This window comes from Stenotrophomonas sp. 220_Sma (genome assembly GCF_056487375.1).
The window spans coordinates 1,020,627-1,045,766 of sequence record NZ_CM151348.1; the positions used below are offsets into that span (position 1 = coordinate 1,020,627).

General features: G+C 66.7%; 14 protein-coding genes, 1 tRNA gene and 1 other RNA gene. 7 read left to right on the top strand and 9 right to left on the bottom strand.

Going from position 1 to position 25,140, the window contains the following annotated elements:
* Nucleotide 1 precedes the first annotated feature (1 nt).
* Nucleotides 2-98, bottom strand: an RNA gene (ffs, locus tag ACZLIB_RS04930) — signal recognition particle sRNA small type.
* Nucleotides 99-398: 300 nt separating this feature from the next.
* Between ffs and ACZLIB_RS04935 the strand changes: the two genes are divergently transcribed.
* Both ACZLIB_RS04935 and ACZLIB_RS04940 read left to right on the top strand, forming a co-directional pair.
* Nucleotides 399-716: a DMT family transporter gene (locus ACZLIB_RS04935; RefSeq protein WP_010483859.1), complete on the top strand. Its 318-nt coding sequence runs from the start codon at nucleotides 399-401 to the stop codon at nucleotides 714-716.
* A gap of 356 nt (nucleotides 717-1,072) precedes the next feature.
* Entirely contained in the window at nucleotides 1,073-11,953 is a 10,881-nt protein-coding gene (locus ACZLIB_RS04940; protein ID WP_478469253.1) for an autotransporter-associated beta strand repeat-containing protein, read from the top strand.
* Nucleotides 11,954-12,010: 57 nt separating this feature from the next.
* Here ACZLIB_RS04940 and ACZLIB_RS04945 read toward each other — a convergent pair whose 3' ends face one another.
* The 3 genes from ACZLIB_RS04945 to ACZLIB_RS04955 form a co-directional block, all read right to left on the bottom strand.
* Nucleotides 12,011-12,454, bottom strand: coding sequence for a GNAT family N-acetyltransferase (locus ACZLIB_RS04945; RefSeq protein ID WP_478469254.1), 444 nt, complete (start codon nucleotides 12,452-12,454; stop codon nucleotides 12,011-12,013).
* A 75-nt stretch (nucleotides 12,455-12,529) separates the two neighbouring features.
* Nucleotides 12,530-13,636 (bottom strand): DUF3667 domain-containing protein, encoded by a 1,107-nt coding sequence (locus ACZLIB_RS04950; RefSeq protein WP_182267334.1) that lies wholly within the window; start codon nucleotides 13,634-13,636, stop codon nucleotides 12,530-12,532.
* Nucleotides 13,637-14,291: 655 nt separating this feature from the next.
* Nucleotides 14,292-14,384 (bottom strand) — tRNA-Ser (locus tag ACZLIB_RS04955).
* Between the two features lie 162 nt (nucleotides 14,385-14,546).
* On the opposite strand from ACZLIB_RS04955, the gene dnaX reads away from it, so the two are divergent.
* The 4 genes from dnaX to ACZLIB_RS04975 all read left to right on the top strand — a co-directional run bounded on the left by dnaX (nucleotide 14,547) and on the right by ACZLIB_RS04975 (nucleotide 18,057).
* Nucleotides 14,547-16,583 carry a DNA polymerase III subunit gamma/tau gene (dnaX, locus tag ACZLIB_RS04960; RefSeq protein ID WP_329914192.1) on the top strand — a complete coding sequence of 679 codons (2,037 nt, stop codon included), beginning with the start codon at nucleotides 14,547-14,549 and terminating at the stop codon, nucleotides 16,581-16,583.
* A 6-nt stretch (nucleotides 16,584-16,589) separates the two neighbouring features.
* Entirely contained in the window at nucleotides 16,590-16,910 is a 321-nt protein-coding gene (locus ACZLIB_RS04965; RefSeq protein ID WP_004154630.1) for a YbaB/EbfC family nucleoid-associated protein, read from the top strand.
* 121 nt (nucleotides 16,911-17,031) lie between these two features.
* The gene (gene recR, locus ACZLIB_RS04970; RefSeq protein ID WP_121504037.1) at nucleotides 17,032-17,631 is read left to right on the top strand and encodes a recombination mediator RecR; all 600 of its coding nucleotides are present in this window, start codon (nucleotides 17,032-17,034) and stop codon (nucleotides 17,629-17,631) included.
* Nucleotides 17,632-17,697: 66 nt separating this feature from the next.
* A complete protein-coding gene (locus ACZLIB_RS04975; RefSeq protein WP_014646179.1) occupies nucleotides 17,698-18,057 on the top strand; it encodes a histidine triad nucleotide-binding protein in 360 nt (119 codons plus the stop codon).
* Nucleotides 18,058-18,155: 98 nt separating this feature from the next.
* On the opposite strand, the gene ACZLIB_RS04980 is transcribed toward ACZLIB_RS04975, so the two are convergent.
* Genes ACZLIB_RS04980 through ACZLIB_RS04995 form a run of 4 tightly spaced genes read right to left on the bottom strand, consistent with a single transcriptional unit; the run spans nucleotide 18,156 to nucleotide 22,522 of the window.
* Nucleotides 18,156-18,683 (bottom strand): Slp family lipoprotein, encoded by a 528-nt coding sequence (locus ACZLIB_RS04980; protein WP_032127773.1) that lies wholly within the window; start codon nucleotides 18,681-18,683, stop codon nucleotides 18,156-18,158.
* Nucleotides 18,680-20,629: a transglutaminase TgpA family protein gene (locus ACZLIB_RS04985; protein ID WP_149908909.1), complete on the bottom strand. Its 1,950-nt coding sequence runs from the start codon at nucleotides 20,627-20,629 to the stop codon at nucleotides 18,680-18,682. Before ACZLIB_RS04985 ends, ACZLIB_RS04980 begins: the two co-directional genes overlap by 4 nt.
* Entirely contained in the window at nucleotides 20,622-21,545 is a 924-nt protein-coding gene (locus tag ACZLIB_RS04990) for a DUF58 domain-containing protein (RefSeq protein ID WP_478469906.1), read from the bottom strand. The genes ACZLIB_RS04985 and ACZLIB_RS04990 overlap by 8 nt, the downstream gene beginning before the upstream one ends.
* A 23-nt stretch (nucleotides 21,546-21,568) precedes the next feature.
* The gene (locus ACZLIB_RS04995; protein ID WP_478469256.1) at nucleotides 21,569-22,522 is read right to left on the bottom strand and encodes an AAA family ATPase; all 954 of its coding nucleotides are present in this window, start codon (nucleotides 22,520-22,522) and stop codon (nucleotides 21,569-21,571) included.
* A gap of 42 nt (nucleotides 22,523-22,564) precedes the next feature.
* Here ACZLIB_RS04995 and ACZLIB_RS05000 point away from each other — a divergent pair, with 42 nt between their 5' ends.
* On the top strand, nucleotides 22,565-24,400 hold the full coding sequence (locus tag ACZLIB_RS05000; protein WP_032127769.1) for a glycosyltransferase family 39 protein: 1,836 nt from the start codon (nucleotides 22,565-22,567) through the stop codon (nucleotides 24,398-24,400).
* Nucleotides 24,401-24,498: 98 nt separating this feature from the next.
* Here ACZLIB_RS05000 and ACZLIB_RS05005 read toward each other — a convergent pair whose 3' ends face one another.
* Nucleotides 24,499-25,068 (bottom strand): Maf family protein, encoded by a 570-nt coding sequence (locus ACZLIB_RS05005; RefSeq protein WP_049400644.1) that lies wholly within the window; start codon nucleotides 25,066-25,068, stop codon nucleotides 24,499-24,501.
* Between the last annotated feature and the right edge of the window lie 72 nt (nucleotides 25,069-25,140).

A 25,140-nucleotide genomic window follows, 5' to 3' on the forward strand; every position in this document is an offset into this window, starting at 1 on the left:
GGCCCCGCCGGCTGACCTCGGCGCCCGCGTCGATCGATACCGTTGCTGCCTTCCGGCCCTGGCGGGATTTTCGACCTAGCGTCGCGAGGGGCCGACGGGGCCACCATAGAGACGTTGGCCGCCCAGTGGGCGGCCGGTTCACGGATCAGGGGAAGCAGCGCGCGATGCGCCGGAGACCACAGCCGGACTGCACATCGGCTGGCCGATGGCAGACGGCAACTATAGCGCAGGCAGGTACATCGACGCCAGCTTCGTGCACTGAATCGGCTGTAACCCGCGTCTGCCGGCAACGCCCCGCGCCGACCGGCGTTGCTAGAATGCCGGCCAGGAGGAACGACCTCCCCCGCATCGGGAATCAATGACCAGGACGGCCTGGCCCTACCAAGAGGAGGGCTGTCATGGCCTGGATCTATCTGTTGTTCGCCGGCCTGCTGGAAATCGTCTGGGCCGTGTCCATGAAGCAGTCCGAAGGCTTCACCAAACTCACGCCCACCGTGGTCACCATCATCGGCATGATCGCCAGCTTCTGGCTGCTTGCGGTGGCGATGCGCAGCCTGCCGCTGGGGACCGCTTATACGATCTGGACGGGCATCGGCGCGGTTGGCGCGTTCGTGGTCGGTATCGTCTTCCTCGGTGAGCAGGTCAGCCCGATGCGGATCGGTGCGGCGGTGCTGATCGTTTCCGGCCTGGTGCTGATGAAACTCTCGAGCAGCTGAATGCATTTAGTTGGGCGGAGAAAGGAATCTCCGCCTGCTGCAGGTATATGCATTTTCGGCAAAACCATTTTGTCCGCCCGTTTTATTTGACGTGCGTCATGAAAATAACGAGCGTGATTCACATGCCGCTGGCGCCATCGGCCGCACAGTGCCGCCATTCGTCATGCGAAATCGGGGAGTTTTCGCCTTGACGGACACGTTGACCTGCCTTTTCCAGGTGCGGTCGCGTGAAGATGTGAAGATTTTCAGAAGTTAATGAAGCCAGGCCTTGTTCCCGTGTCGGGAGCCGGGGTGGCCGCATTGTCTTCAAAAAACCTGCCTGCAGTGCCATCCGGTCTTTTCATGGAGATTTACCGATGAACCGCATTTACCGTCTGGTTTTCAATCGTGCCCTCGGCGTAATGCAGGTTGCTTCGGAGGTCGCCCAGAATCCCGGCGGAAGCGCGGTCTGCGCAGGGCGGGTGCCGCGATTGAGGGCGCACCAGTTGGCGGTGGCATTGGCTGCCACGCTGGCCAGTGGTTCGGTATTCGCGGCGTGCACTGGCACCACGACCGTCAACTGCGACAGCTCCACCAACATCAACAACTACGTCAACCCGACCAGCGGCCTGACGTTGAACATCGCCAATGGCGCGGTGTTCAGCGTGCCTCTGCTGTTGGGCGGCAATGCGGTGACGTTGAGCGGCAGCAACACCACGGTCAACAACGCCGGCACGATCGATCCGTTCCTGACCGGTGGTCTCAGCCTGGCCGCGGCCGGCCTGGTGGTCGGCAACAACACCGCCGGTGGCAGCGCGATCACGGTCAACAACCAGACTGGCGGCCAGATCAAGGGCATCTTCAACATCGGCACTTTGCTGGGTTTCGGCGGCCAGGCGGTCACCGCGCAGAATGCCGCAGGTGGGACCACCACGCTGGTCAATGATGGTTCGATTGGAATGTCGCTGCTGGGGATAGGGCAGCTTGCGGATGCGACGTCGGTGGTGACCTATGGCGGAGCACAGGCCAACGTGACCAACCGTGGCAGCATCACCGGTCGTGTCGGCCTGGGTGCTTCGACAGGCAATACGTTCACCAATTCGGGCACGATCTCGGGCAGTGTGCATCTGGGTGATTCCACCGGCGGCAATACTTTCACTGCCGTGGCAGGGTCCACCGTGGTTACCGGTGGCGGTAGCGCACCTGCAGGCCTGCTCGCCGGCGTAACCGGGGTCAAGGTCGCAGCGGCGGGCACGGTTGATGCAGGCATCGGCACCGGTGCCGCCAACAACACCCTGGTGCTGCAGGACAACGCCAGTAACAACGGGCCTGCGTCGAGCATCGGCTGGACCAACTACATCGGCTTCCAGAAGCTCACCGTCAACAGCGGCACCTGGAACCTGCAGGGGCCGTGGTCGGGCACGGGCGCGATCACCCTCGGTGGCGGCGTGGTGAACTTCAACAACAACGCCGCATTCGGTTCCGGCCTGTTTACCGTCACTGGCGGCTCGATCGCGGCCAGTGGTGCAGGCCTGTCGCTGGGCAACAATTTCACCCTCAATGGCGGGTTGAACCTGGGCGGTGCCCAAGGCTTCGGTTTGAGTGGCGTGCTATCCGGTACCGGTGGGCTGACGGTCAACAACACCGGCATCGTCACCCTGGGCGGTGCGAACCTGTTCAGCGGTGGCGTCAACCTCAATGCTGGCGGCCTGGTGCTCGGCAATGCCGGTGCGCTCGGCAGCGGCAGTCTGACCGTCGGTGGCAACGCTTCGCTGGATACCTCGGCCAACTTCAATCTGGGCAACAACCTCGTCATCAACGGTGGCGGCACGCTCAACCTGCTGGGCAGCAACGCGCTGGGCCTGAATGGTTCGATCTCCGGCGCTGGCGACCTGGTCAAGGCGGGTCCGGGTACCCTCACCTTGAATGGTGCCAACCTGCTTACGGGCTCCTTCGCGGTCACCGGTGGTGCGCTGGCATTGGGCGCCGGTGGCAGCCTGTCGCCGACAAGTGCGATCTCGCTGAGCGCAGGTACCAACCTCGATCTCTCGGTTGCGGCCAGCCAGACCATCGGCTCACTCGCCGGATCCGGTGCGCTCAACCTTGGCGCGCGCAGCCTCACGTTGGGTGGCCTGAACACCAGCACCAGCTTCTCCGGCGTAATCGGCGGTGTCGGCGGCGCGCTGGTCAAGGTCGGTACGGGTACCCAGACCCTGTCGGGCGCCAATACCTTCACAGGTGGCGTCACGCTCAACGGCGGTGGCCTGCTGCTGGGCAATGCAGGCGCGCTGGGTACTGGAACACTTAGTGTTGGCGGCAACGTGTCTCTCGATGGCACCGGGGCGCTCGCTCTCGCCAACGCGGTCAATCTGGGCGCGGGCAGCATCCTCAATCTGTCCGGGAACCAGGCATTGACCTTCAGCGGCGTGATCGGTGGCTCCGGCAGCCTGGTCAAGAACGGCGCGGCCACCTTGACCCTCAACAACGCCAACACGTTTGGTGGAGGGCTGTCGCTCACGGCTGGAGGACTGGTGCTCGGCAACGGCGGTGCGCTGGGAACTGGCGCATTGAATGTCGGTGGCGCGGTGACGCTTGATGCCAGCTCGGCACTGACCGTGGGCAACGGCATCAACCTGGGGGTGGGTGGTTCGCTCAACGTGCTGGGCTCCAACGCGCTGACGCTGGGCGGCGTGATCGGTGGTACCGGCAGCCTGGTCAAGAACGGCGCCTCCACGCTCACGCTGGGTGGGGCCAACGCGTTCACCGGCGGTCTGAACGTGAACGCAGGAAAGGTGGCACTGGCCAGTGGCGGCAGTCTGGCGGCCACCGGGGCGGTGAGCCTGGCGGGGGCCGGCGCCGAACTGGACATCTCGCTCGGCGGCAACCAGACCATCGGTGCGCTGTCCGGTGCGGCAGGCAGCATCCTCTCGCTGGGCGGCAGCACGCTCACCTTCGGTGATGCCACCAACCAGGCATTCGGCGGCGTGATCGGCGGTACCGGTGGCCTGGTCAAGCAGGGAACGGGCACGCAGACGCTCAGCGGCGCCAATACCTTCAGTGGTGGCCTGAACCTGGCGGCCGGTGGCCTGTTGCTGGGCAACGGCAGTGCACTCGGTACCGGCGCGTTGACGGTCAGCGGCAATGGCACGCTCGACGCAACCGCAGCACTGAATCTGGGCAATGCCATCAACCTTGGCGCGGTGCTGACGCTGCCGGGCAGCCAGAACCTCACCCTGGGCGGCAACATCACCGGCACCGGCAGCCTGACCAAGAACGGTGCCTCGCTGCTGACCTTGAACGGTACCAATGCATTCAGCGGCGGCCTGAACCTCAATGCCGGCAGCCTGCTGCTGGGCAACAGCGGTGCACTCGGGACGGGCGCATTGAGCGTGGGTGGCAATGCATCGCTCGATGGCAGCACGGCGTTGAACCTGGTCAACAATGTCACTCTGGGTAGTGGGGCTGCGCTGTCGCTGCCGGGTTCGCAGGCGATCACGCTTGGCGGGGTGGTTTCCGGAGCCGGTGGCCTGATCAAGAACGGCGCCAGCACGCTCACGCTCAACGGCGCCAACAACTTCGCCGGTGGGCTGACGCTCAACGGCGGTGGCCTGATGCTGGGCAACGCTGGCGCACTGGGAACCGGGCTGCTTGCCGTGGGCGCGAACGCGACCCTGGGCAGTACGGTGGCATTGAACCTGGGCAATGCCATCGATCTCGATGCCGGTGCGCAGCTGAGCCTGACCAGCAATGAGAATGTTGCTCTGGGCGGACTGATCACTGGCACCGGTGGCCTGATCAAGACCGGCACTGGCGTGCTGTCGTTGAACAACAGCAACACCTTCAGTGGTGGTCTGGCGCTGAACGCGGGCGGTCTGTCGGTCGGCGCCAACGGTGCGTTGGGTACCGGTGCACTGAACATCGGCGGCAATGTTTCTCTGGATGCGAGCGCCCCGGTTTCGCTGGTCAATGCAGTGAACCTGGGCGCCAATACGCTGACCCTGCCGGGCAGCAGCAATCTCACTCTGAGCGGTGTGGTGAGTGGTGCCGGTGGCCTGATCAAGGACGGCGCCTCGACGCTGACCTTGTCCGGTGCCAATACCTTCCTCGGTGGCGCTACGGTCAACGCAGGTACGCTGGCACTCGGCGCGGGTGGCAGTCTTGCCGCCATCGGTGCGGTGGACCTCGCCGGTGCCGGCGCGACGCTGGACATCTCCGCAGCGGGTGCCGGGCAGACCATTGGCGCGTTGAACGGCGCGGCAGGCAGCCATGTGGCATTGGGCACGCAGACCCTTACTTTCGGTGGCGCCAGCAATGGCAGCTTTGCCGGTGTCATCGATGGCAGCGGTGAGCTGATCAAGGTCGGTGCTGGCGTGCAGACGCTGTCCGGTGCCAATACCTTCAGTGGCGGTGTCGCGCTTGATGCCGGTGGCCTGATCCTCGGGAATTCGGGGGCGCTGGGCACGGGCACGCTGGGCATCGGCGGCAACGTCAGCCTGGACGGAACGACGTCACTGAATCTGGCCAACGCCGTGAACTTCGGTGGGGGTACGCAGCTGACGCTGGGCGGCAGCAGCGATCTCACCCTTGCAGGCGTGGTGGCCGGCAGCGGCAGCCTGATCAAGAACGGTGCAGGCCTGCTGACGCTCAACAACACCAATACCTTCGGTGGCGGCCTGACCTTGAACGGTGGTGGCCTGGTGGTCGGCGCGAACGGCGCACTCGGTTCCGGCACGCTGGCGGTGAATGCCAGCACCACGCTGGATGCGGGTGCTGCAGTGACGCTCGGCAATGCGGTCACGCTGGGCTCGGGTGTCGCACTGACATTGCCGGGCAGCAATGCGCTGACGCTGTCGGGTGTGATCGATGGCAACGGCAGCCTGATCAAGAACGGTGCCACCACGCTGACGCTGTCCGGTGCCAACACCTATACCGGCGGTACCACCATCAACGCCGGTACGCTGGCACTGGGAACAGGTGGCAGCCTTGCCGTGGCGGGTGATGTCACGCTGGGTGCAGGCGCTGGCTTCGATATCTCCGGTGCCGGCAGCAGCCAGACCATCGGCGCGCTCAACGGTGCGGGCGGAAGCACACTGGCCCTGGGCGGAAACTCGCTGACCTTCGGCACAGCGACGAACGCTGCGTTCGATGGCGTGATCAGTGGCGGCGGCGGCCTGGTGAAAGTGGGTGCAGGCGTGCAGACGTTGTCCGGTGCCAACACGTTTGGCGGCGGCGTGACGCTCAACGCAGGCGGGCTGGTGCTCGGCAATGACGCGGCGCTGGGCTCTGGCGCGCTCACCGTCGGCGGGGCCGCCACGCTGGACACCACCGGCCTGGCAGCACTGACCAACAACATCGCGCTCAACGCAGGCCTGACCGTACTGGGCACCAATGCGCTGACGCTCAACGGGGTGATTTCCGGTACCGGCAGCCTGACCAAGGATGGTGGCGCAACGCTGACCTTGAACGGTATCAACTCCTATACCGGTGGCACCAACATCAACGCCGGCACGCTGGCGCTGGGTGCCGGTGCCAGCCTGGCGGCGAGCGGTACCGTGAACCTCGCCACCGGCGCGACGCTGGATCTGTCGGCCGGCAGTGGCACGCAGGTGTTCGGCACCCTGGTCGGCAACGGTACGGTGAACCTCGGTGCCAACTCGATCGCAGTCGGTAGCGCCACCAATGGCACCTTCAGTGGCTCTATCGCAGGCACCGGGGGCCTGACCAAGGTTGGCGCGGGCATCGAGACGCTGACCGGTGCCAACACCTACACCGGCGGCACCTTCATCAATGCCGGCACACTGGCGATCGGTCCGGGCGGCAGCCTGGCGGCCACCGGTGCAGTGACACTCACCGCAGCGGGAACCGGCTTCGACATCTCGACGTCCGGTGCCAGCCAGACCATTGGCTCGTTGGCCGGGGTGACCGGCTCCACGGTCACTCTGGGCGCGCAGTCGCTGATCCTCGGCGGCAACGGCAACAGCGTGTTCGACGGCGCGATTTCCGGCACCGGTGGCCTGGTCAAGAACGGCACCGGCATCCTCACGCTGGGCGGCGCCAACCTGTTCAGTGGCGGCCTGGCGCTCAATGGCGGCGGCCTGGTGGTCGGCAACAGCGCCGCGCTCGGCACCGGTGCGCTGACGGTGGGGGCCAGCGCTACGCTGGATGCTTCGACCGCGGCCAACCTGGCCAACAACATCACGCTGGCATCAGGTGCCAACCTCAACCTGCTGGGCAGCAATGCACTGACCCTGGGCGGCATCGTTTCCGGTACCGGTGGCCTGATCAAGAACGGTGCGGCCACCGTGACCCTGACCGGTGCGAATACCTACACCGGAGGCACCACCATCAACAGCGGGACGCTGGCGATCGGTGCGGGTGGCAGCCTCGCCGCAACCGGCGCGGTGAACCTGGCCGGTACCGGTACGCTCGACATCTCTGCGGGCAACCAGAGCATCGGTTCGCTTGCCGGTGTGGCCGGCAGCACCGTGGCGCTGGGGGGCAGTGCGCTGACCCTGGGCGGCACGGTAGACAGCACGTTCAACGGTGCGATCACCGGTAATGGTGGCCTCGTCAAGAACGGCGCAGGCGTGCAGACCCTCAACGGCGCCAGCACCTTCAGTGGCGGTGTAACGCTCAATGCAGGCGGCTTGGTGGTCGGCAACGATGCCGCTCTGGGCACCGGGGCGGTAACGGTGGGTGGCAACGGCACGCTCGATTCGAACACTGCGGTGACGTTGGCCAACAACTTCGTCCTCAACGCCGGGCTGACCGTACTCGGCAGCAACAACCTCACCCTCAACGGCAGCCTGAGTGGCACCGGCTCGCTGACCAAGGAGGGCGCGGCAACGCTGACCTTGAACGGTGCCAATACCTATACCGGTGGCACCTTCATCAATGCCGGTACGCTGGCATTGGGCGCCGGCGCGAGCCTGCATGCCAGTGGCATCGTCAATCTGGCTGCGGGCGCGACCTTCGATCTGTCGGCGGGCAGCGGCACGCAGCAGTTCGGTACCCTGATCGGCAACGGCACGGTGAACCTGGGCGGCAACACCTTGACCATTGGTGGTCCCGTCAATGGCACGTTCAGTGGTTCGGTGGGGGGCACCGGTGGGCTGATCAAGGAAGGCACCGGCACCCAGACCCTGACCGGTGCCAATACCTTCACTGGTGGCACCACCATCAATGCGGGCACGCTGGCGATTGGCGCCGGAGGAAGCCTGGCAGCGAATGGCGCGGTGACACTGGCCAACGCCGGAACAGCGTTCGATATTTCTGCCGGTGGTGCGCAGAGCATCGGGTCGTTGGCTGGTGTTGCCGGCAGTACGGTTGCGCTGGGCGGCAGCACGCTGACCCTCAATGGCGTAGGAAACACGACCTTCGCTGGTGACATTACCGGTACCGGTGGCCTGGTGAAGAATGGTGCAGGCATCCAGGGCCTGACCGGCAGCAATACCTTCAGCGGTGGCGTGGCACTCAACGCCGGTGGCCTTGCCTTGGGTAACAACAATGCACTGGGAACCGGCACGCTGACCGTGGGCGGCAATTCCAGCCTGGACGGCACCAGCGCGCTGACGCTGGCCAATACCGTGCAGCTGGCCGGCGGCACGCTGACCCTTGCCGGCAGCAACGCGCTGACCTTGAACGGCCCGATCAGCGGCGCTGGCGGCCTGCTCAAGGATGGCGCAGCAACGGTCACCCTGGGCGGTGCCAGCACCTACACCGGTAACACCACCATCAACAGCGGCACGCTGGCGGTGGCGGCCGGTGGCACCCTGTCGGGTGCGAGCACGGTCAATCTGACCGGTGCCGGTACGCTGGACATCAGTGCCGGTGGCAACCAGAGCATCGGAGGCCTGGCCGGCGTAACCGGATCCAGCGTGGTGCTGGGCGGTGCGACCCTGACCACCGGCGGCAACAACGGCAGCACCACCTTCGGCGGTGTGCTCAGTGGCACCGGTGGCCTGGTGCAAAGCGGCACCGGCACGCTGACCCTGAGCGGTGACAATGTCTATACCGGCGGCACCACCATCAATGGTGGCAGCACGCTGCAGATCGGCAACGGCGGCAGCACCGGTTCGGTGCTGGGCGACATCACCAACAATGGCAGCCTGGTCTACAACCTGGGCACCACGGCAACCGTAGGCGGTGTGGTCAGCGGTGGCGGTGGCCTGACCCAGGCTGGCAGCGGAACGCTGGTGCTGACCGGCAACAACACCTATACCGGCGGTACCACCATCAATGCCGGCGGCACGTTGCAGGTGGGCAACGGTGGTGCGACCGGCGCGATCGTCGGCGACATCACCAACAACGGCGCGCTGGTGTCCAACGTGGCGGGCAACACCACGCTGGGCGGCACCATCAGCGGCAGTGGTGGCCTGACCCAGGCCGGTGCCGGCACGCTGACTCTGACCGGCAACAACACCTATACCGGCGGCACCACCATCAATGCCGGTGGCACGCTGCAGGTCGGCAATGGCGGTGCGACCGGTGCGATCACCGGTAATGTCGCCAACAACGGCAGCCTGGTGTTCGACGTGGCGGGCAACACCACGGTCGGCGGCGCGATCAGTGGCAGTGGTGGCCTGACCCAGGCCGGTGCCGGCGTGCTGACGCTGGTCGGCAACAACACCTACACCGGCGGCACCATCATCACTGCCGGTGGCACGCTGCAGGTGGGCAATGGTGGAGCGACCGGTTCGATCGCTGGCGACATCACCAACAATGGTTCGCTGATCTCCAACGTCGCGGGCAACACCCTGCTGGGCGGCACCATCAGTGGTACGGGTGGCCTGACCCAGGCGGGCAGTGGCTCGCTGGTGCTGACCGGCACCAACACCTACACCGGCGGTACCACCATCAATGCCGGCGGCACGCTGCAGCTGGGCAATGGTGGTGCGACCGGCTCGATCGTCGGCGACATCACCAACAACGGCACGCTGGTGTCCAACGTGGCCGGCAACACCACGCTGGGCGGCACCATCAGCGGCAGCGGTGGCCTGACCCAGGCCGGTAGTGGCACGCTGACCGTGACCGGCAACAACACCTACACCGGCCCGACCACCATCACTGCCGGTGGCACCCTGCAGGTGGGCAATGGCGGCGCGACCGGTGCGATTGGCGGCAGCGTCACCAACAACGGCAGCCTGATCTTCAACGTGGGTGGCAACACCACCGTCGGCGGCGCGATCAGCGGCAGCGGTGGCCTGACCCAGGCCGGCAGCGGCACGCTGATCCTGGGCGGCAACAACACCTATACCGGCGGCACCACCATCAACACCGGCGGCACGCTGCAGGTCGGCAACGGCGGCGCGAGCGGATCGATTGCCGGCAACGTCAGCAACAACGGCAGCCTGGTGTTCAACGTCGGTGGCAATACCACCGTTGGCGGCACCATCAGCGGCAGCGGTGGCCTGACCCAGGCCGGCGCTGGCACCATCACCCTGACCGGCAACAACACCTACACCGGCGGCACCACCATCAACGCCGGTGGCACGGTGCAGGTTGGCAATGGCGGCGCCAGTGGCTCGATCACCGGCAACATCACCAACAACGGTGGGCTGATCATCAACACCGGTGGCAGCACCACGCTGGGTGGCACCATCAGCGGAGGTGGCAGCATCGTGCAGGCCGGCCCGGGCGGGCTGAATCTCGGCGGCAACAGCGGTGGTTTCAGCGGTACCGGCCAGGTCACCGGCGGTGGCCTGAATGTCACCGGCAACATCGGCGGCCAGTGGACCATCGGCAGCGGTACCACGCTGTCCGGCACCGGCACCATCGGGGGTACCGGTGGTGGCGTGACGGTATCCAGTGGCGGCGTGCTGTCGCCGGGTAATGGCCCAGGCAATGGCAGCGGTGCGGGCAATGGCACCGGCACGATCACGGTGGGTGGCAACCTGACCTTGTCGCCGGGCAGCACGCTGGGCATCGATCTGGGTGCCACCGGCAGCGACACGGTGCAGGTGGGTGGCAGTGCCAACGTGGGTGGCAGCAGCGTGCAGGTGAATACCATCTCGCCGAGCACCAGCTACCAGCAGGGCCAGCAGTACACCGTGGTCAATGCGGGCGGTGGCGTGAGCGGGCAGTTCGCTTCGGCGAAGACGCCGTCGGCCTTCCTGACCATCACCCCGGTCTACACGGCGAACACGGCCAATCTGCAGATCGATGTGGCGCAGACCGCAGCCTTCACCACGGCGGCGAAAACGCGCAACCAGTACAACACCGCTGCGGCGCTGGACAGCCTGCCGCAGAGTGGTCCGGCGCTGGGGCTGTACAACACGGTGTTGATCTATGACGCCGCCACCGCGCGCAGCGCATTCGACCAGCTGTCCGGTGAAGTGCATGCCGCCAGCCGCGCTGTGCTGCTGTATGACAACTATCTGGAAGAAGGCATCCGCCAGCGTCTGGGCAGCGAGCTGCCGACCGTGCGTGGCGAGCGTGCCTCGGCCTGGCTGGCCGGTAGTGGCAAGGTGTTCAGGCAGGATGGTGATGGCAACGGCGACGACATCCGCTCCAACCGCAATGCGCTGATGGCGGGCGTGGACTGGCAGCTGGGCGAGCACGTGGTGCTGGGTGCAGCGGCCGGCAACGAACGGCTGGATACGCGCCTGCACGATCGCAGCTCGCGCGCCCGCCTGCGTGGCAACACCTTCGGCCTGTATGCGCAGGGCCAGTGGAACAACGGCTTTGCGGTCGGTGGCAGCGTGTCGCGCGGCGACTACCGCACGCGCACCACGCGAGAGGTGCCGCTGCTGGGCCAGACCCTGTACAGCCGCCAGGACTCGGATGTGACCATCGCCCAGGTGGAGGGCAGCTGGACCTGGACCCACGGCAGGACCCAGCTGCAGCCGTACGTGCAGTTCACCAAGCACTGGGTCGACAGTGATCGCGCGGTGGAGCAGGGCGGCACTGCTGCGCTGGAGCTGGAAGGCGGCAAGGACACGCTCAATGTCAGCACCGTGGGCGTGCGGGGCCGCTGGGACGTGGGCAGCGGCGAGCGCTTCCCGGCACAGCTGACGGTCGGCCTCGGCTGGCAGCATGCATCGGGCGACACCGACGTGGCCAGCCGCAACCGCTTCGCGGTCGGCGGCAATGCCTTCGACGTCTACAGCGCGGTGATGGCTCGCAATGCGTTGGTCAGTCAGGTCGGCGTGGCGGTTGGGCTCGGCCGCAACAGCCAGCTGTCGATGTTCGTGCAGGGCCAGCACGGCGACGGTCGCCGCGATGTCGGCGGGCAGATCAACCTGCGCGTGGGCTTCTGAGGGGAGCGGGCCAGCGGTAGAACCACGGCGGGCGTGGATGGGACCGGGGCGGGAGCGCTAGAGCTCCCGCTCCATTTCCACAGCGTCGATCCCGGCGCCGTGGCCATCGGGCACCACACGTATCACCTGGAAGCCCAGGCCGGCGTAGAAGCCCTGGGTGTGCTGGCTGGTGCTGAGCGTGACGCGATTGATCGAGGGATCCGCTTCGGCCTGGCGCAGGCGCGCCAGCGCCAGTTCGCGTCCCAATCCATGCCGGTGCAGCGCGTGCTGCACCATGCCCCAACAGAAGCCGGCACTACCATCGCCGCGTCGCGACAGGCCGCCACAGGCCACGACGCGGTGGTCGTGCTCGATCACCTGGAAGGCGCAGTCCATGGCCTGCTCACGCAGGAAGCTTTCAAAGTCGCTGCGCTCTTCGGGCGCGAAGTAGGTGGGCACGTTGCTGTCGAAAATCGACAGGCAGGCGCTGGCATCTGCGGGTCGGTAGAGGCGGAGGTTCATGGGCCCACGATAGACGATCGTCAGTAGATCCACGCTACACGTGGATTCATGGGCCGGATGCCGTGCGTGTATCCCTCAGGCCGAGATTCCCGCCAGCACCGCATACATCACCACGAAGCTCACCAGGAACAGGTAGACGCCGCCGATGGCCAGGTAGCGCAACACGGTCAGCGCCTTGTTGCCGCCGTACACGCGTTGCTGCATCCACAGCAGATAGACCGGGACCGCCAGCCACAGCAGGGCATACAGCCATTGGCTGGCGGCGGCGAAGGCGGGGGATGCGAGCGCGCTGCTGATGCCGGCGATGAGGAAGGTTGCCAGCAGCACCATCATCAACCAGCAGTGGCTGTACAGCGCCACCACCAGATGTTCCAGATACCCCATCTGCCGTGGCACGTAGGCGATGCGCAGAACCAGCGCGAACACCGGCATCAGGAAGAACAGGGCACCGGGCAATGCGGTCAGGATCGCCTGCATGTACAGATCGGTCTTGCCCCCCATGCGCTGGATGTTGGCGTTGCCGTTGTGCAGGCGCTTGTTGAGCCAGTTGTTGGCGAACCGGGGCCAGCCGGCCACCACGATGGGGTTGGTGTCAGCGTCCCAAGGTTTACCGTTGACGGTGTGGTTGAAGAAGGTGCCGGGCTCGGTCGTGGCGACCTCCTTGCTGGTGCCGGTGAGCTCGGCTTTACGCTGTGCGGCTGCCGCATTCACCGCCGCTCTGGCCATGGCGAAGCCGGCGTTGCCGGTAGCAGGTGAGCTGGCCTGCTGTTGATCGATCATCGTCAGCTGTTTCGCGCGTGCGGCCTCGACCTGTTCAACGGTGATGGACTTGGCATACAGCGAATCGCCTCCGCCCATGCGGATGTCGTCGACGTGCACGAACAGTTTGCCGATGAAGAACGTAAACAGGGTGAGGATGACGAACAGCCGCAAAGGCTGCACGTATCCGACCCGGCGGCCCTTGAGGTAGTTCTGCGTGATGCGGCCGGGAACCCAGAGATCGCGCAGCGTGCGGAAGATGCGCCCGTCCAGGTGCCAGAAGGATTCGAACACTTCTTCAATGGCGTGGCCCACGTGCTTGAGCGGGTTGTGCGCCGATTGCCCGCAGCGATGGCAGTAGTGGCCCTGCAGGGCGGTGTTGCAGTTCTCGCAGTCGGCGTGAGCGCTGTCGGTCGAACTCATGGGCAATGGGCCAGGCGTCGGATGAAGGCGTCTACGATAGCGAATTTTCAGGCTTCGTTCAGCTTTGTTTTGGAGTGCCAACGAGCGTGCATAAGGCGATCAAAAGCATCCACGCGTGGCGTGGATCTACTGATGGATCTGGAGGAACAAGTCCCTCTGTTGAGGGGCTGCCCCGACAGGGGCGGAGAGAGGGGGATTGTCGTGTGCATCCATGCACCCGATCCCGATGCGCGTTGCGCCTCGGGACCCGCCTGCGGTGATCTGTCCGTGCATGTCGCGCATCTGGAGGAACAAGCCCCTCTGTTGAGGGGCTGCCCCGACAGGGGCGGGGAGAGGCCGGCAAAGGGAGGGGCCCAAAGGTTGCGCAGCAACGTTTGGGGCGAAGCGCGCGCAGCGCACTTCGCGTCCCGCGCCAGATAACTGAAAAAGGCCGCCCCTGGGGGCAGCCTTTTTCAGTTATCTGGCGGAGAGAGGGGGATTGTCGTGTGCATCCATGCACCCGATCCCGATGCGCGTTGCGCCTCGGGACCCGCCTGCGGCGGTCCGGTTCTGCTCCTGCAGAACCGTCGAACCCCGGCGTGGCTTCTCACCACCCATCCCATCCGCCAGACAAACGCAAAAGGGCCACCCTGTGGGCGGCCCTTTTGCGTTTGTCTGGCGGAGAGAGGGGGATTCGAACCCCCGAAGCGCGGTTTAGACGCTTACACACTTTCCAGGCGTGCTCCTTCAACCACTCGGACACCTCTCCGGATCCCTGCCATCGGCAAACGCCTCAGCAGGGGCGCAGATTCTAGCGGGCTGCGCGGCACTTCACAAGCACCCCGGTCAGGAACCTGCGAAGAACGTGCCGGAGGCGAGGGGGCTGGACAGGCATGGCACAATGGAACATCCGATGGAAAACGGTGGCCTGATGTCCTATCTCGTCCTTGCCCGCAAGTGGCGTCCGAAGCGTTTTGCCGAGCTGGTGGGCCAGGAACACGTGGTCCGTGCGCTCAGCAACGCGCTGGACAGCGGCCGGGTCCACCATGCGTTCCTGTTCACCGGTACCCGCGGCGTGGGCAAGACCACCATCGCGCGCATTTTCGCCAAGTCGCTGAACTGCGAGCAGGGCACCAGCGCCGACCCGTGTGGCCAGTGCGCGGCCTGCCTGGACATCGACGCCGGGCGCTACATCGACCTGCTGGAAATCGACGCCGCGTCCAACACCGGTGTGGATGACGTGCGCGAGGTGATCGAGAACGCGCAGTACATGCCCTCGCGTGGCAAGTACAAGGTCTACCTGATCGACGAAGTGCACATGCTGTCCAAGGCGGCGTTCAACGCGCTGCTGAAGACGCTGGAAGAGCCGCCGGAGCACGTGAAGTTCCTGCTGGCCACCACCGACCCGCAGAAGCTGCCGGTCACCGTGCTCAGCCGCTGCCTGCAGTTCAACCTCAAGCGCCTGGACGAGGATCAGATCCAGGGCCAGATGACCCGCATCCTGGCGGCTGAGGAAATCGAGGCCGACGGCAGCGCCATCGTGCAGCTGGCCAAGGCCGCCGACGGCAGCCTGCGTGACGGCCTGTCGCTGCTGGACCAGGCGATCGCCTACGCCGGCGGCGCGCTGCGCGAGGACGTGGTGCGCACCATGCTGGGCACGGTCGACCGCACCCAGGTGGCAGCGATGCTCGATGCGCTGGCCGAAGGCGATGGTCCGCGTCTGTTGCAGGTGGTGGCTGCGCTGGCGGAGTTCTCGCCGGACTGGAGCGGCGTACTGGAAGCGCTGGCCGAAGGCCTGCATCGCATCCAGGTGCAGCAGCTGGTACCGGGTGCCGCAGCGGCTGCCGAAGGCCTGGATGCGACGGTGTTCGCCGAACGCCTGCGTCCGGAAGTGGTGCAGCTCTGGTATCAGATGGCCTTGAACGGCCGTCGTGACCTGCCGCTGGCGCCTAGCCCGCGCGCGGGCTTTGAAATGGCTGTGCTGCGCATGCTGGCGTTCCGCCCGGCCGCGGCGGTCCCGCCGGTGCCGAAGTCGGTGGACGGTGCAGGCAATGCGCCGGGTGGCAATGCTGCCGGTGGTGGCAGCGGTACGGGTACCCACGAAGCGACACCGGCGGCTGCCGCCACTTCGGCAAGCCCGGCCGTAGTAGCGCAGGTGGCCGCTCCGGCGCAGGCCGCGCCGCGCGAACCTGAACCCGAACCCGAGCCGGCCCCACGACCCGAACCGGACCCGACCCCGGAGCCCGAGCCGGTTCCGGTGGAAGAGCCCGTGTCACCGCCGCCGGTGAAGGCCGAAGCAGCGGCACCGGCATCCGTTGAAGCCGAAGCCGGCGACGACCTGCCGCCGTGGGCCACCGACGAAGCCGAGGCGCGTGACGAGGCGCTGGCGGCCGAGATGGCTGGGCCGGACGCCGCCATGGTGGCGCCCTGGCATGAACCGCCAGCTCCCGTCGCGGCTCCCAGCGAGCCTGCGCCGCCCGAGCGCCCGTTCCGCACTGAAGGCATTGCCATCGCGCCGGCCGAGCCGGCCCCGGCACGTGATGCCGTGCCGCAGGAAGGTGTCAGCGATCTGGCCAGCGCCGAGGATTGGCTGGATCTGGTCGCCAACAGTGGCCTGAGCGGCCCGTCGCGGCAGTTGGCCGCCAACGCCGCCTTCATCAGTTGCCAGCACGGGACCTTGAAACTGGGCCTTTCGCCCGGATTTGAATACCTGCGCTCGGAGCGCGCGCTGGCTGCTCTGGGCGAGATGCTGGAGAAGGCCCTCGGCCAAGCGCCGAAGATCGTGGTCGAGACCGTGGAAACCGAACACGTTCCGGCCGAGACCCTGCACCAGCGTGCCGATCGCCAGCGTGGCGAGCGGCAGCAGGTGGCAGAGGCTGTTTTCATGGACGATCCGGAAGTGCAGGTGCTGATCCAACAGCACGGCGCCCGGGTTGTTTCCGATTCCATCCGTTCTTTTGACGAGTAAGACACTATGCGCGGCAACATCGCCCAACTGATGCAGCAGGCCCAGAAGATGCAGGAAAACCTGCAGAAGGCCCAGGAAGAAATCGCCAAGATCGAAGTGACCGGCAGCGCCGGTGGCGGCATGGTCAGCGTGACCCTGACCGGCGCCAAGGAATGCCGCAAGGTGCGCATCGACCCGTCGCTGGCCAGCGACCCGGAGATGCTGGAAGACCTGATCGCCGCCGCCTTCAACGATGCCTCGAACAAGATCGATGCCGAGTCGAAGTCGAAGATGGGTTCGGCCACCGCCGGCATGCAGCTGCCGCCGGGCATGAAGCTGCCGTTCTGATCTTCAGCGGGGTGCCTGTCGTAGAGTCGAGCTTGCTCGACTTTACCGGGTCCTTCAGTCGAGCAAGCTCGACTCTACAAATACCCGTCGGGCATGCCCGGCACGATCGAAGCGACCTGCCGTGTCCGCACCCCTGCTTGAACAATTGATCGACGCACTGCGGGTGCTGCCTGGCGTGGGCCAGAAGACGGCGCAGCGCATGGCCTACCACCTGCTCGAGCGCGAGCGCGAAGGTGGCCAGCGCCTGGCCGAAACCCTGGCGCTGGCGGTGGAGCGCATTGGCCACTGCTCGCAATGCCGCGACTTCAGCGAAACCGAGTTGTGCCCGACCTGTGCCAACAGCAGCCGCGAACGCAGCCAGCTGTGCGTGGTCGAATCGCCGGCCGACCGCCTGGCCATCGAAAACGCCACAGGTTTCCGCGGTGTCTACTTCGTGCTGCAGGGGCGGCTGTCGCCGCTCGATGGCATCGGCCCGCGCGAGCTGGGCCTGGAGCAATTGGAGCGGCGGCTGGCCGAAGGCGAGGTGCAGGAGCTGATCATCGCCACCAGCGCCACTGTGGAGGGGGAGGCCACCGCGCATTACCTGGCGCAGCTGGCGCGCGCACGCAAGGTGCAGCCCAGCCGCCTGGCGCAGGGCCTGCCGCTGGGCGGTGAACTGGAATACGTCGATCGTGGCACGCTGTCGCACGCGTTCGGGACGCGCAGCGAATTCCGCGATTGAGCAACGGCCGGCATGGCCGGGCGCGGGCGGCCTACAATGCGGACGACATACCCGCCGAGGCCGATCATGAGCAACGAAACCCTCTTCAGCAAGATCATCCGTCGCGAGATCCCGGCCACCATCGTCTACGAGGATGACGAGGTGCTGGGCTTCAAGGACATCGCACCGCAGGCGCCGGTGCACGTGCTGTTCATTCCAAAGAACGAGATCATTCCGACCCTGGATGACCTGCAGCCGTCGCAGGCGCACCTGATCGGCAAGCTGGCGCTGGCTGCCGCCGAGTATGCGCGCCGCGAGGGCTTTGCTCAGGACGGCTACCGCATCGTGATGAACTGCCGCGAGGATGCCGGGCAGACCGTGTTCCATATCCACATGCACCTGCTGGCCGGTGCGCCGCTGGGGCACTTCGGTACCCCGGGGCGTTGAAGCCCCTATCCACGCATGGCGTGGATCTACCGTATCCCGGCGTGGATGGAAAAGGCCGCCCGAGGGCGGCCTTTTCCGTCATGCCTGTGCGGTGATGATCACCACCAGCCCCAGCGACCATAGCCGCCCCAGTACGGGCCATACGGGCTCGGGCCCCACGGGCCATAGGGATAGGGCACCACGTCGACCTGACGCTGTTCCGGCCACAGGTAGATCACATCGGCCGACAGCTTCGGCAGGCGGTAGTCGTATTCGCCGATGCGGGTGTTCTGGTAGCCGTCGATCTTGCCGATGAAGGTCACGTCACGACCGGCTTCGAACACCGCCGGGTCGTAGAAGCCGGCACGGCAGGCGATGAAACGACCGTCGCTGGCATCGGACGAAGTGGTGTTCGGGCGGCCACTGCCATTGAGCGGGCGCGAGATGATCTGGAAGCAGGTCTCGCCCTGGCCGGGCTTGGTTTCGATGATGCGACCGCCCCAACGGACCGGCGTGCCGACCTGCTGGGTAGCGACTGAATCGCGAGGGGAGACCAGGCTGAACTGTCCCTGCAGCGGCTTGGGGGCCGTGGCGCAGGCCGACAGGGCCAGCGTGGCCACAGCGGTGAGAAGGAACTTGGTGTTCATGGGGAGGCTCCGGAAGTCGGGCGATGCCTGCGCAGGTCCCGCAATAATGAAGCGAGGTCGGTGCAAGTTCCAGCGTAACGCGCATCAGCGAAACGCTGGCTGAGCGCGAGCAGGGCCGGGTCAGGACGCTGCCGGTGTACGCGCTGTGCCCAGTCCTGGGCGGTTTCGTGCGGTTCACGGGCCAGGCCGAGGCGGGCGTAGCGCCGTCCGAGCCGGTGCCAGGCGCGCAGCAGCGGGTCGCGTTCGCGCTCGCCACGGGCCAGCAGCCAGGCCATCCACGCCAGCGCCAGCAGTGCGGCCACCACGAAGCCAGCGACCAGCTGCCCGGGGCCCAGATCGTCCAGCCCGAACGGCTTGAGCAGCTGTTGCTGGCGGCGCGCATCGAACGACAGCACCAGGTCGTTCCAGCCGCGGCGCAGCCAGTCGCCCAGCTGGCCCAGCTGCAGCCAACGCTGCTGCAGTGGCGTGTCCGTGCCGGCCTGCAGGCGGTCATCCAGTGTGTCCAGGATGCGTTCCGGTGCCACGGCTGCGGTCGGGTCGACCCGGACCCAGCCGCGCTGCGGCAGCCACACCTCGGCCCAGGCGTGGGCATCCATTCGCCGCACTACCCAGTAGTCGCCGATGCGGTTGCGGGTGCCGCCGGCGAAACCGGTCACCACCCGCGCCGGGACGCCGGCGTTGCGCATCAGCACCACGAAGGCCGAGCTGAAGTGTTCACAGAAGCCGGCCTTGTAGCCGAACAGGAACTCGTCGATCGGGTCGCGTCCCGCCGCAGGGGTGTCCAGCGTGTACGAGAAGTCGGTGGTGATCCACTGCAGCGCGCGGCGCACGATGGCCTCGTCATCGCTGCCAGCCTCCTGTCGCCATTGCTGCGCCAACGTGGCGGTGCGCGGGTTGAAGCCGGTCGGCAGCTGCAGCGTCGCGCGGCGCAGATAGGGCGACAGCGTGCTGTCGAAACGCAGGGGAGGGGCCGAATGCAACCGCCAGCGGCTGAGCGAGGCCAGCGGGCGTTCGCTGCTCAGGCTCATGTCCGCATCCAGCATGCTGCCTGCAGGCGCGCGGCTGGGCAGGTCCAGCGCCACCAGCTGGCGGCGGTCGGTCGGCTCGTAGTCGATCTGGTAATCCCAGCCCTGTGTACTTGCTTCAACCACCGCAGCAGGCCGCCGCGCGCTGGCGCGGTCGCGTGTCCAGCGCCGTCCATCGAAGGCGGTCAGTACAGGGCCGCGCCAGTAACGCTGCGCCGGCTCGGGTGGAGTGCCGAAGAACTGCACGCGCAGCGCCGGGCTGTCGTCGGCCATCAGGTCCAACCACTGGCCGGGCTCCATGCTGTCGGACAACCCCGGTGTACCCACGGCGCGCTCGGGAACACCCCACAGTGGTGTGGCCAGGCGCGGGAACAGCCAGAAACAGGCCAATGCCAGCGGCAGGCCGATCGCCAACAGGCGGCCGACACCATGCAGCTGCCCGCGCAGTGGCAGGCGGCCGGCATGACCTTCATCCTGGGCCAGGCGTTGCAGCGCGATCAGTGCGCTGCCCCCGGCCAGCGCGGCCAGCGCGGTTGTCAGCGGCCCCTGGTCGAGCAGGAATGCTGCAAAGGGCGAGAACAGCGCGAAGCCGAGCAGGCTGCGGGCATCACGCAGGCTGCGCAGCTCGCTGGACTTGATCGCCAGCATCGCGGCCAGCAGTGCGCAACCGGTATCGCGCCCGGGGCGCACCATGCCCATCTGCCAGACGATGGCGCCGAGCATGCCCAGCACCAGCAGCAGGCGTACCGGCATCGGCAACACTGTCCGCCACGACAGGGCGGCGGTGATGATCGCCGCCAGCGCGATCACACCAGCCAGCAGTGGCGGCAGCTGCAGCAGCAACGGCAACAAGGCCAGCGCCGCGCTGGCCAGGGTCCAGTTGCGGGCATTGCGGTCGAGCAGGGCCGGGGTCTCAGTCATGCGGCATCAGCGCCAGCGCGCGCAGGCACAGGTGATGGTGGCTGGCGCCCTGACCGGGCCCGAACGGCGGGTGTGCAGGCAGCAGCAGGGTGTAGCGGCGGCCCTCGCGCTCGGCCACATCCACCCAGCGCGCCAATCGAGCGATGCGTGCTTCATGGCCCAACGGCGCCAATGCGCGCCAGTCGAGGATTACTTCGATGCCGACCGGCTTTTCGTACTCGCGCACCAGCAGGCTGTCGCGGCGAGCCGAGTGCTTCCAGGAAATGCTACGCGGCGCATCGCCAGCCCGGTAGGGGCGCAGCTGATGCAGTTCCTCGCCGCTGGCATGGGCGCGGGTGTGCAGCGGATCGCTGCCGCTCTCCGGCAGTGCAGGCGCCACGGCTTCGGCCAGCGGGTAGACCAGCAGCGGCTGTTCCGGCCACGCCCACGACCACGCCCGCACCAGGCCCAGCGGCTGGGTGGTGGACAGTCGGATGCGCGGCAGTTCCAGCCAGCCACGGCGTTCGCTGGGAACGTCCAGTTCCACTTCGCCACGGCCGTGCGCAGGCAGCGAGGTCCAGGCGTTGCTGTCACCCAGCTGCAGATGAAGGCCGTGCCGCGCACGCGGGTCACGCAGTGAGAGGTCCACGCGCAGACGCAACGGTTGCCCGGCCGCTACCGGCTCGGCGGAGATCGCATCGATCTGCACGCCGGACAACTGGAGATGCGCGGCAATGGCACTGGCGATTGCTGCTGCCGCGAGAAGCAGGGCCAGCAGCAGCGCCGGGTTGTTGTTGTAGTTCAGTGCGCCCAGCAGCATGGCCGTCAGCAGGGTGGCAACGAACAGGCCGAAGCGGGTGGGCAGCACATAGATGCGATGGCGGTCCAGCCGCCTCGGCAAGGCTTCGGGCCTGCGTGGCCGAGCCAGCAGCTGCATGCGTGCCCAGCGTGTGGCCACGCTCAGTCCACCGCGACGGTCTGCAGGATCGCGCGCGCCAGTGCCGGACCCGAACTGGATTCGGCTTCCGCCACCAGTCGGTGACCGGCCACCGCCACGAACAGGGTCTGCACGTCTTCGGGCACCACATGGCCGCGCCCCAGCAGCAGTGCATGTGCCTTGGCCGCGCGCAGCAGCGCCAGGCCCGCACGTGGCGACAGGCCCACGCGCACACCGGCATGCTGGCGGCTGCGGGTCAGCAGCGCCTGCACATAGTCGATCAGCGCGTCGCTGGCATGCACCTGGTTCACTGCGTCGCGCAGCGCGCGCACCTGGGTGTCATCCAGTTTCGGTACGGCACGCGCGATCAGGTCGCGGCGATCGGTGCCCCGCAGCAGCTCGCGCTCGGCCTGCGCGCTGGGGTAGCCCATCGCCAGCCGCAGCAGGAAACGATCCAGCTGCGAATCCGGCAACGGGAAGGTGCCGGACAGGTCGACCGGGTTCTGCGTGGCGATCACGAAGAACGGGTCGGGCAGCGGATGCGTCTGTCCATCCAGGGTGACCTGCTGCTCGGCCATCGCTTCCAGCAACGCGCTCTGCGTGCGCGGTGGTGCGCGGTTGATCTCGTCGGCCAGCAGTACGTGGGTGAACACCGGGCCGGGGTGGAACTGGAACTGACGGCTGCCGGCTTCATACACCGACACGCCCAGCACATCGGCGGGCAACAGATCGGAGGTGAACTGCACGCGCTGGAAGCTGAGGCCGAGGCTGCTGGCCAGCGCATGCGCCAGCGTGGTTTTGCCCAGGCCGGGCAGATCTTCGATCAGCAGGTGACCGCCGGACAGCAATGCGACGAACGCCAGCCTGACTTCCAGCACCTTGCCCAGTACCAGTGCGTTCACCTGATCCTGTGCCTCCCGCAGGGCCTGACGCAATTGATCGGTTAGCATGCTGGGGTTGGGGGACGAAGCTGGCATGATCGTCTCAGATCTGGAATCCACTCGATTATCCATAGAGCAATGCAAGGCGAACAGCGCGCACGGACGATATTTCTCTGGTTATGGACGCTGGTCACAGCGGCCAAGCTGATCGTTGCCGCGCGCTTGCCGCTGTTCGTCGACGAAGCGTTCTATTGGCAGGAAGGCCAGCATCTGGCCGCGGCCTATTCGGATCTGCCCGGGTTGACCGCCTGGCTGGCCCGCCTGGGCGTGGAGCTCGGCGGTCATCACGTGCTTGCGCTGCGCCTGCCGTTCCTGGCCATCGGTGCCCTGTTGCCGCTGCTGGTGGTGCGCACGGCCACGCGCTGGTTCGGCAATGTGGCTGGTTGGCAGGCGGGCAGCCTCACGCTGTTGATGCCGTTGTCGGCGACGCTGGGCCTGCTGGCGGTACCCGACGTGCCGATGGCGCTGGCGGCGGTGATCTGCCTGCACGCCGGTGCGCGCCTGCTGCACAACGTGGATGCCTCCTCGGCGATGAAGCTGGCGTTGGGCCTGCTGATCGGTGCGCTCAGCCACTACCGTTTCATCGGTGTCATCGGCGTCGGTTTCATCGCGCTGCTGGCATTGCCGCAGGGGCGGCGCATGCTGGCCGATCCGCGCGTGTGGGTCGCACTGGCAGTGGGCGTGCTGGCATGGCTGCCACTGCTGGCGTGGAATGCGGACAACCACGATGCCGGTCTGAAATTCCAGGTGGTCGAGCGTCATCCTTGGGCCTTTGAATGGGGCGGGCTGTGGTTCCTGGTGATCCAGCCGATGCTGGTGACGCCGATCCTGTGCATGGCGATGTGGAAGGTGGCGCTGGCAGGAACCCGGAGCGGTGGCGGTGCGCGCGTGCAGTGGCGCTATTTCGGCCTGGTGGGCGGCGTATCCACGCTGGGCATTTTCGTGCTCGGCTTCTTCACTGACGTCGAGCGGATCAGTTTCCATTGGCCGCTGCCGGGCTACCTCGCACTGCTGGTGGCGGTGCCGGTAGTGCTCAACGGCTGGCCGCGCTGGCTGCGCCGCACCGGCTGGTGGCTGGCAGGCGCGGGCATGGTGCTGGCGTTCGGCTACTACCTGATGGCATCCACGCCGGCACTGCGCGAGCAGATGGCCGGCAGCAAGTACTACCCGCGCAATTTCGCTGGCTGGCAACCACTGGCCGTAGCGGTCCATGAAGAGCTGCGGCAGATGCCGGAAGGGACGCGCGTGCTGGCCGGCAACTTCAAGGTTGGCGCCGAGCTGGGCTTCCAGCTGGGCAATGGCAACATCGAGGTGCTGCCGCATCCGCTCAATGACAAGCATGGCCGCACCGCGCAGCTGGCACAGTGGGGCCTGCTGCATGAGGGCGAGCGCACGGCGCCGATGCTGCTGGTGCTGTCACCCAGCGACCAGCGCTATCGCGAACTGCTGGAGCGCTATCACGCCATCTGCGATCAGGTGGGGCCGATGCCGGCGCCACGCGTGGTCAGCAGTGATCACGGGTTCCAGCGCTTCCTGTTGTTCCGCCTGCCGGTGCAGCGCGCGGAAGGGCCGTGCGTGACGCCGGCGATGGCGTGGCTGGATGCGCCGTCCAATGGCGAGAAGGTGTCCGGCACGTTCGCGATCAAGGGCTGGGCGTTCAAGGATGGCGTCGGCCTGGCACGTGTCGAAGTGCTGGTCGATGGCCGTTCCATCGGTGACGCCCGCTATGGGCGTGTATTCGACGTGCGCCCCGTGTGGCCGGACAGCACCGATCCGCAGCACCCGGCGGTGGGCTTCGACGCATCGCTGGATACCACCACGCTGGCGCCGGGCAGGCATTGGCTGGGCCTGCGCCTGTATGGCCGCGATGGCAGCGTGGAGCAATGGCAGGAGCAGCCGTTCGAGGTCCGTTGAGGCCTCTGCTTTTGTAGGGTCGAGCCATGCTCGACTGCTTTTTCCGGGCCGCCTGCCATCTACAGCAGAAGCAGTCGGGCAGGGCTCGACGCTACAGTTCAGGGCACCGCGAAACCGGCCCTGCGCAGCAATCCGCATACCGCAATCAGCGGCAGGCCGACCAGCGCGGTCGGGTCGCGGTTGTCGATGGCGTCGAACAGGCTGATGCCCAGGCCCTCGCATTTGAAGCTGCCGGCGCAGTCCAGTGGCTGCTCGGTGGTCACGTAGCGGGCGATCTCGTCCGGTTCCAGTGCGCGGAAGCAGACTTCGGTCAGATCGACGGCCGTGAATGATTCTCCATCACGGCTGAGACAGACGGCGGTGTGGAAGCGCACGGTCTGCCCGGACATCGCTGCCAGCTGCGCACAGGCGGCCTCGACCGTACCGGGTTTGCCCAGCGGCTGGCCGTTCAGGTCCGCGACCTGGTCCGAGCCGATTACCCAGGCGCCCGGATGGCGGGCAGCCACCTCGGCGGCCTTGGCCGCAGCCAGGCGCGTGGCCAGAGCCCGCGGCGCTTCGCCATTCAACGGGGTTTCATCCACCTCCGGGCGCGCGCAGTCGAAGGCAAGGCCCAATCGCTGCAGCAGCTCGCGGCGGTAGCGGGAGGTGGAGGCCAGGACCAGTGACATGCGAGAATACCGGGGCAGGGCGCGGCAGTCTGGCGTGTCCGCAGCGCCAGCGGCAAGTCCTGTATGGCGGGC

Excerpts from the sequence above, each read along its gene's own strand:
- ACZLIB_RS04975 (WP_014646179.1), top strand. The coding sequence starts at position 17,698 with ATGAGCAACGAAACCCTCTTCAGCAAGATCATCCGTCGCGAGATCCCG.
- ACZLIB_RS05005 (WP_049400644.1), bottom strand. The coding sequence starts at position 25,068 with ATGTCACTGGTCCTGGCCTCCACCTCCCGCTACCGCCGCGAGCTGCTG.
- ACZLIB_RS04995 (WP_478469256.1), bottom strand. The coding sequence starts at position 22,522 with ATGCCAGCTTCGTCCCCCAACCCCAGCATGCTAACCGATCAATTGCGT.
- dnaX (WP_329914192.1), top strand. The coding sequence starts at position 14,547 with ATGTCCTATCTCGTCCTTGCCCGCAAGTGGCGTCCGAAGCGTTTTGCC.
- ACZLIB_RS04945 (WP_478469254.1), bottom strand. The coding sequence starts at position 12,454 with ATGAACCTCCGCCTCTACCGACCCGCAGATGCCAGCGCCTGCCTGTCG.
- ACZLIB_RS04990 (WP_478469906.1), bottom strand. The coding sequence starts at position 21,545 with ATGCAGCTGCTGGCTCGGCCACGCAGGCCCGAAGCCTTGCCGAGGCGG.
- ACZLIB_RS04935 (WP_010483859.1), top strand. The coding sequence starts at position 399 with ATGGCCTGGATCTATCTGTTGTTCGCCGGCCTGCTGGAAATCGTCTGG.
- ACZLIB_RS04965 (WP_004154630.1), top strand. The coding sequence starts at position 16,590 with ATGCGCGGCAACATCGCCCAACTGATGCAGCAGGCCCAGAAGATGCAG.
- ACZLIB_RS04980 (WP_032127773.1), bottom strand. The coding sequence starts at position 18,683 with ATGAACACCAAGTTCCTTCTCACCGCTGTGGCCACGCTGGCCCTGTCG.
- ACZLIB_RS04985 (WP_149908909.1), bottom strand. The coding sequence starts at position 20,629 with ATGACTGAGACCCCGGCCCTGCTCGACCGCAATGCCCGCAACTGGACC.
- ACZLIB_RS04950 (WP_182267334.1), bottom strand. The coding sequence starts at position 13,636 with ATGAGTTCGACCGACAGCGCTCACGCCGACTGCGAGAACTGCAACACC.
- ACZLIB_RS04940 (WP_478469253.1), top strand. The coding sequence starts at position 1,073 with ATGAACCGCATTTACCGTCTGGTTTTCAATCGTGCCCTCGGCGTAATG.
- ACZLIB_RS05000 (WP_032127769.1), top strand. The coding sequence starts at position 22,565 with ATGCAAGGCGAACAGCGCGCACGGACGATATTTCTCTGGTTATGGACG.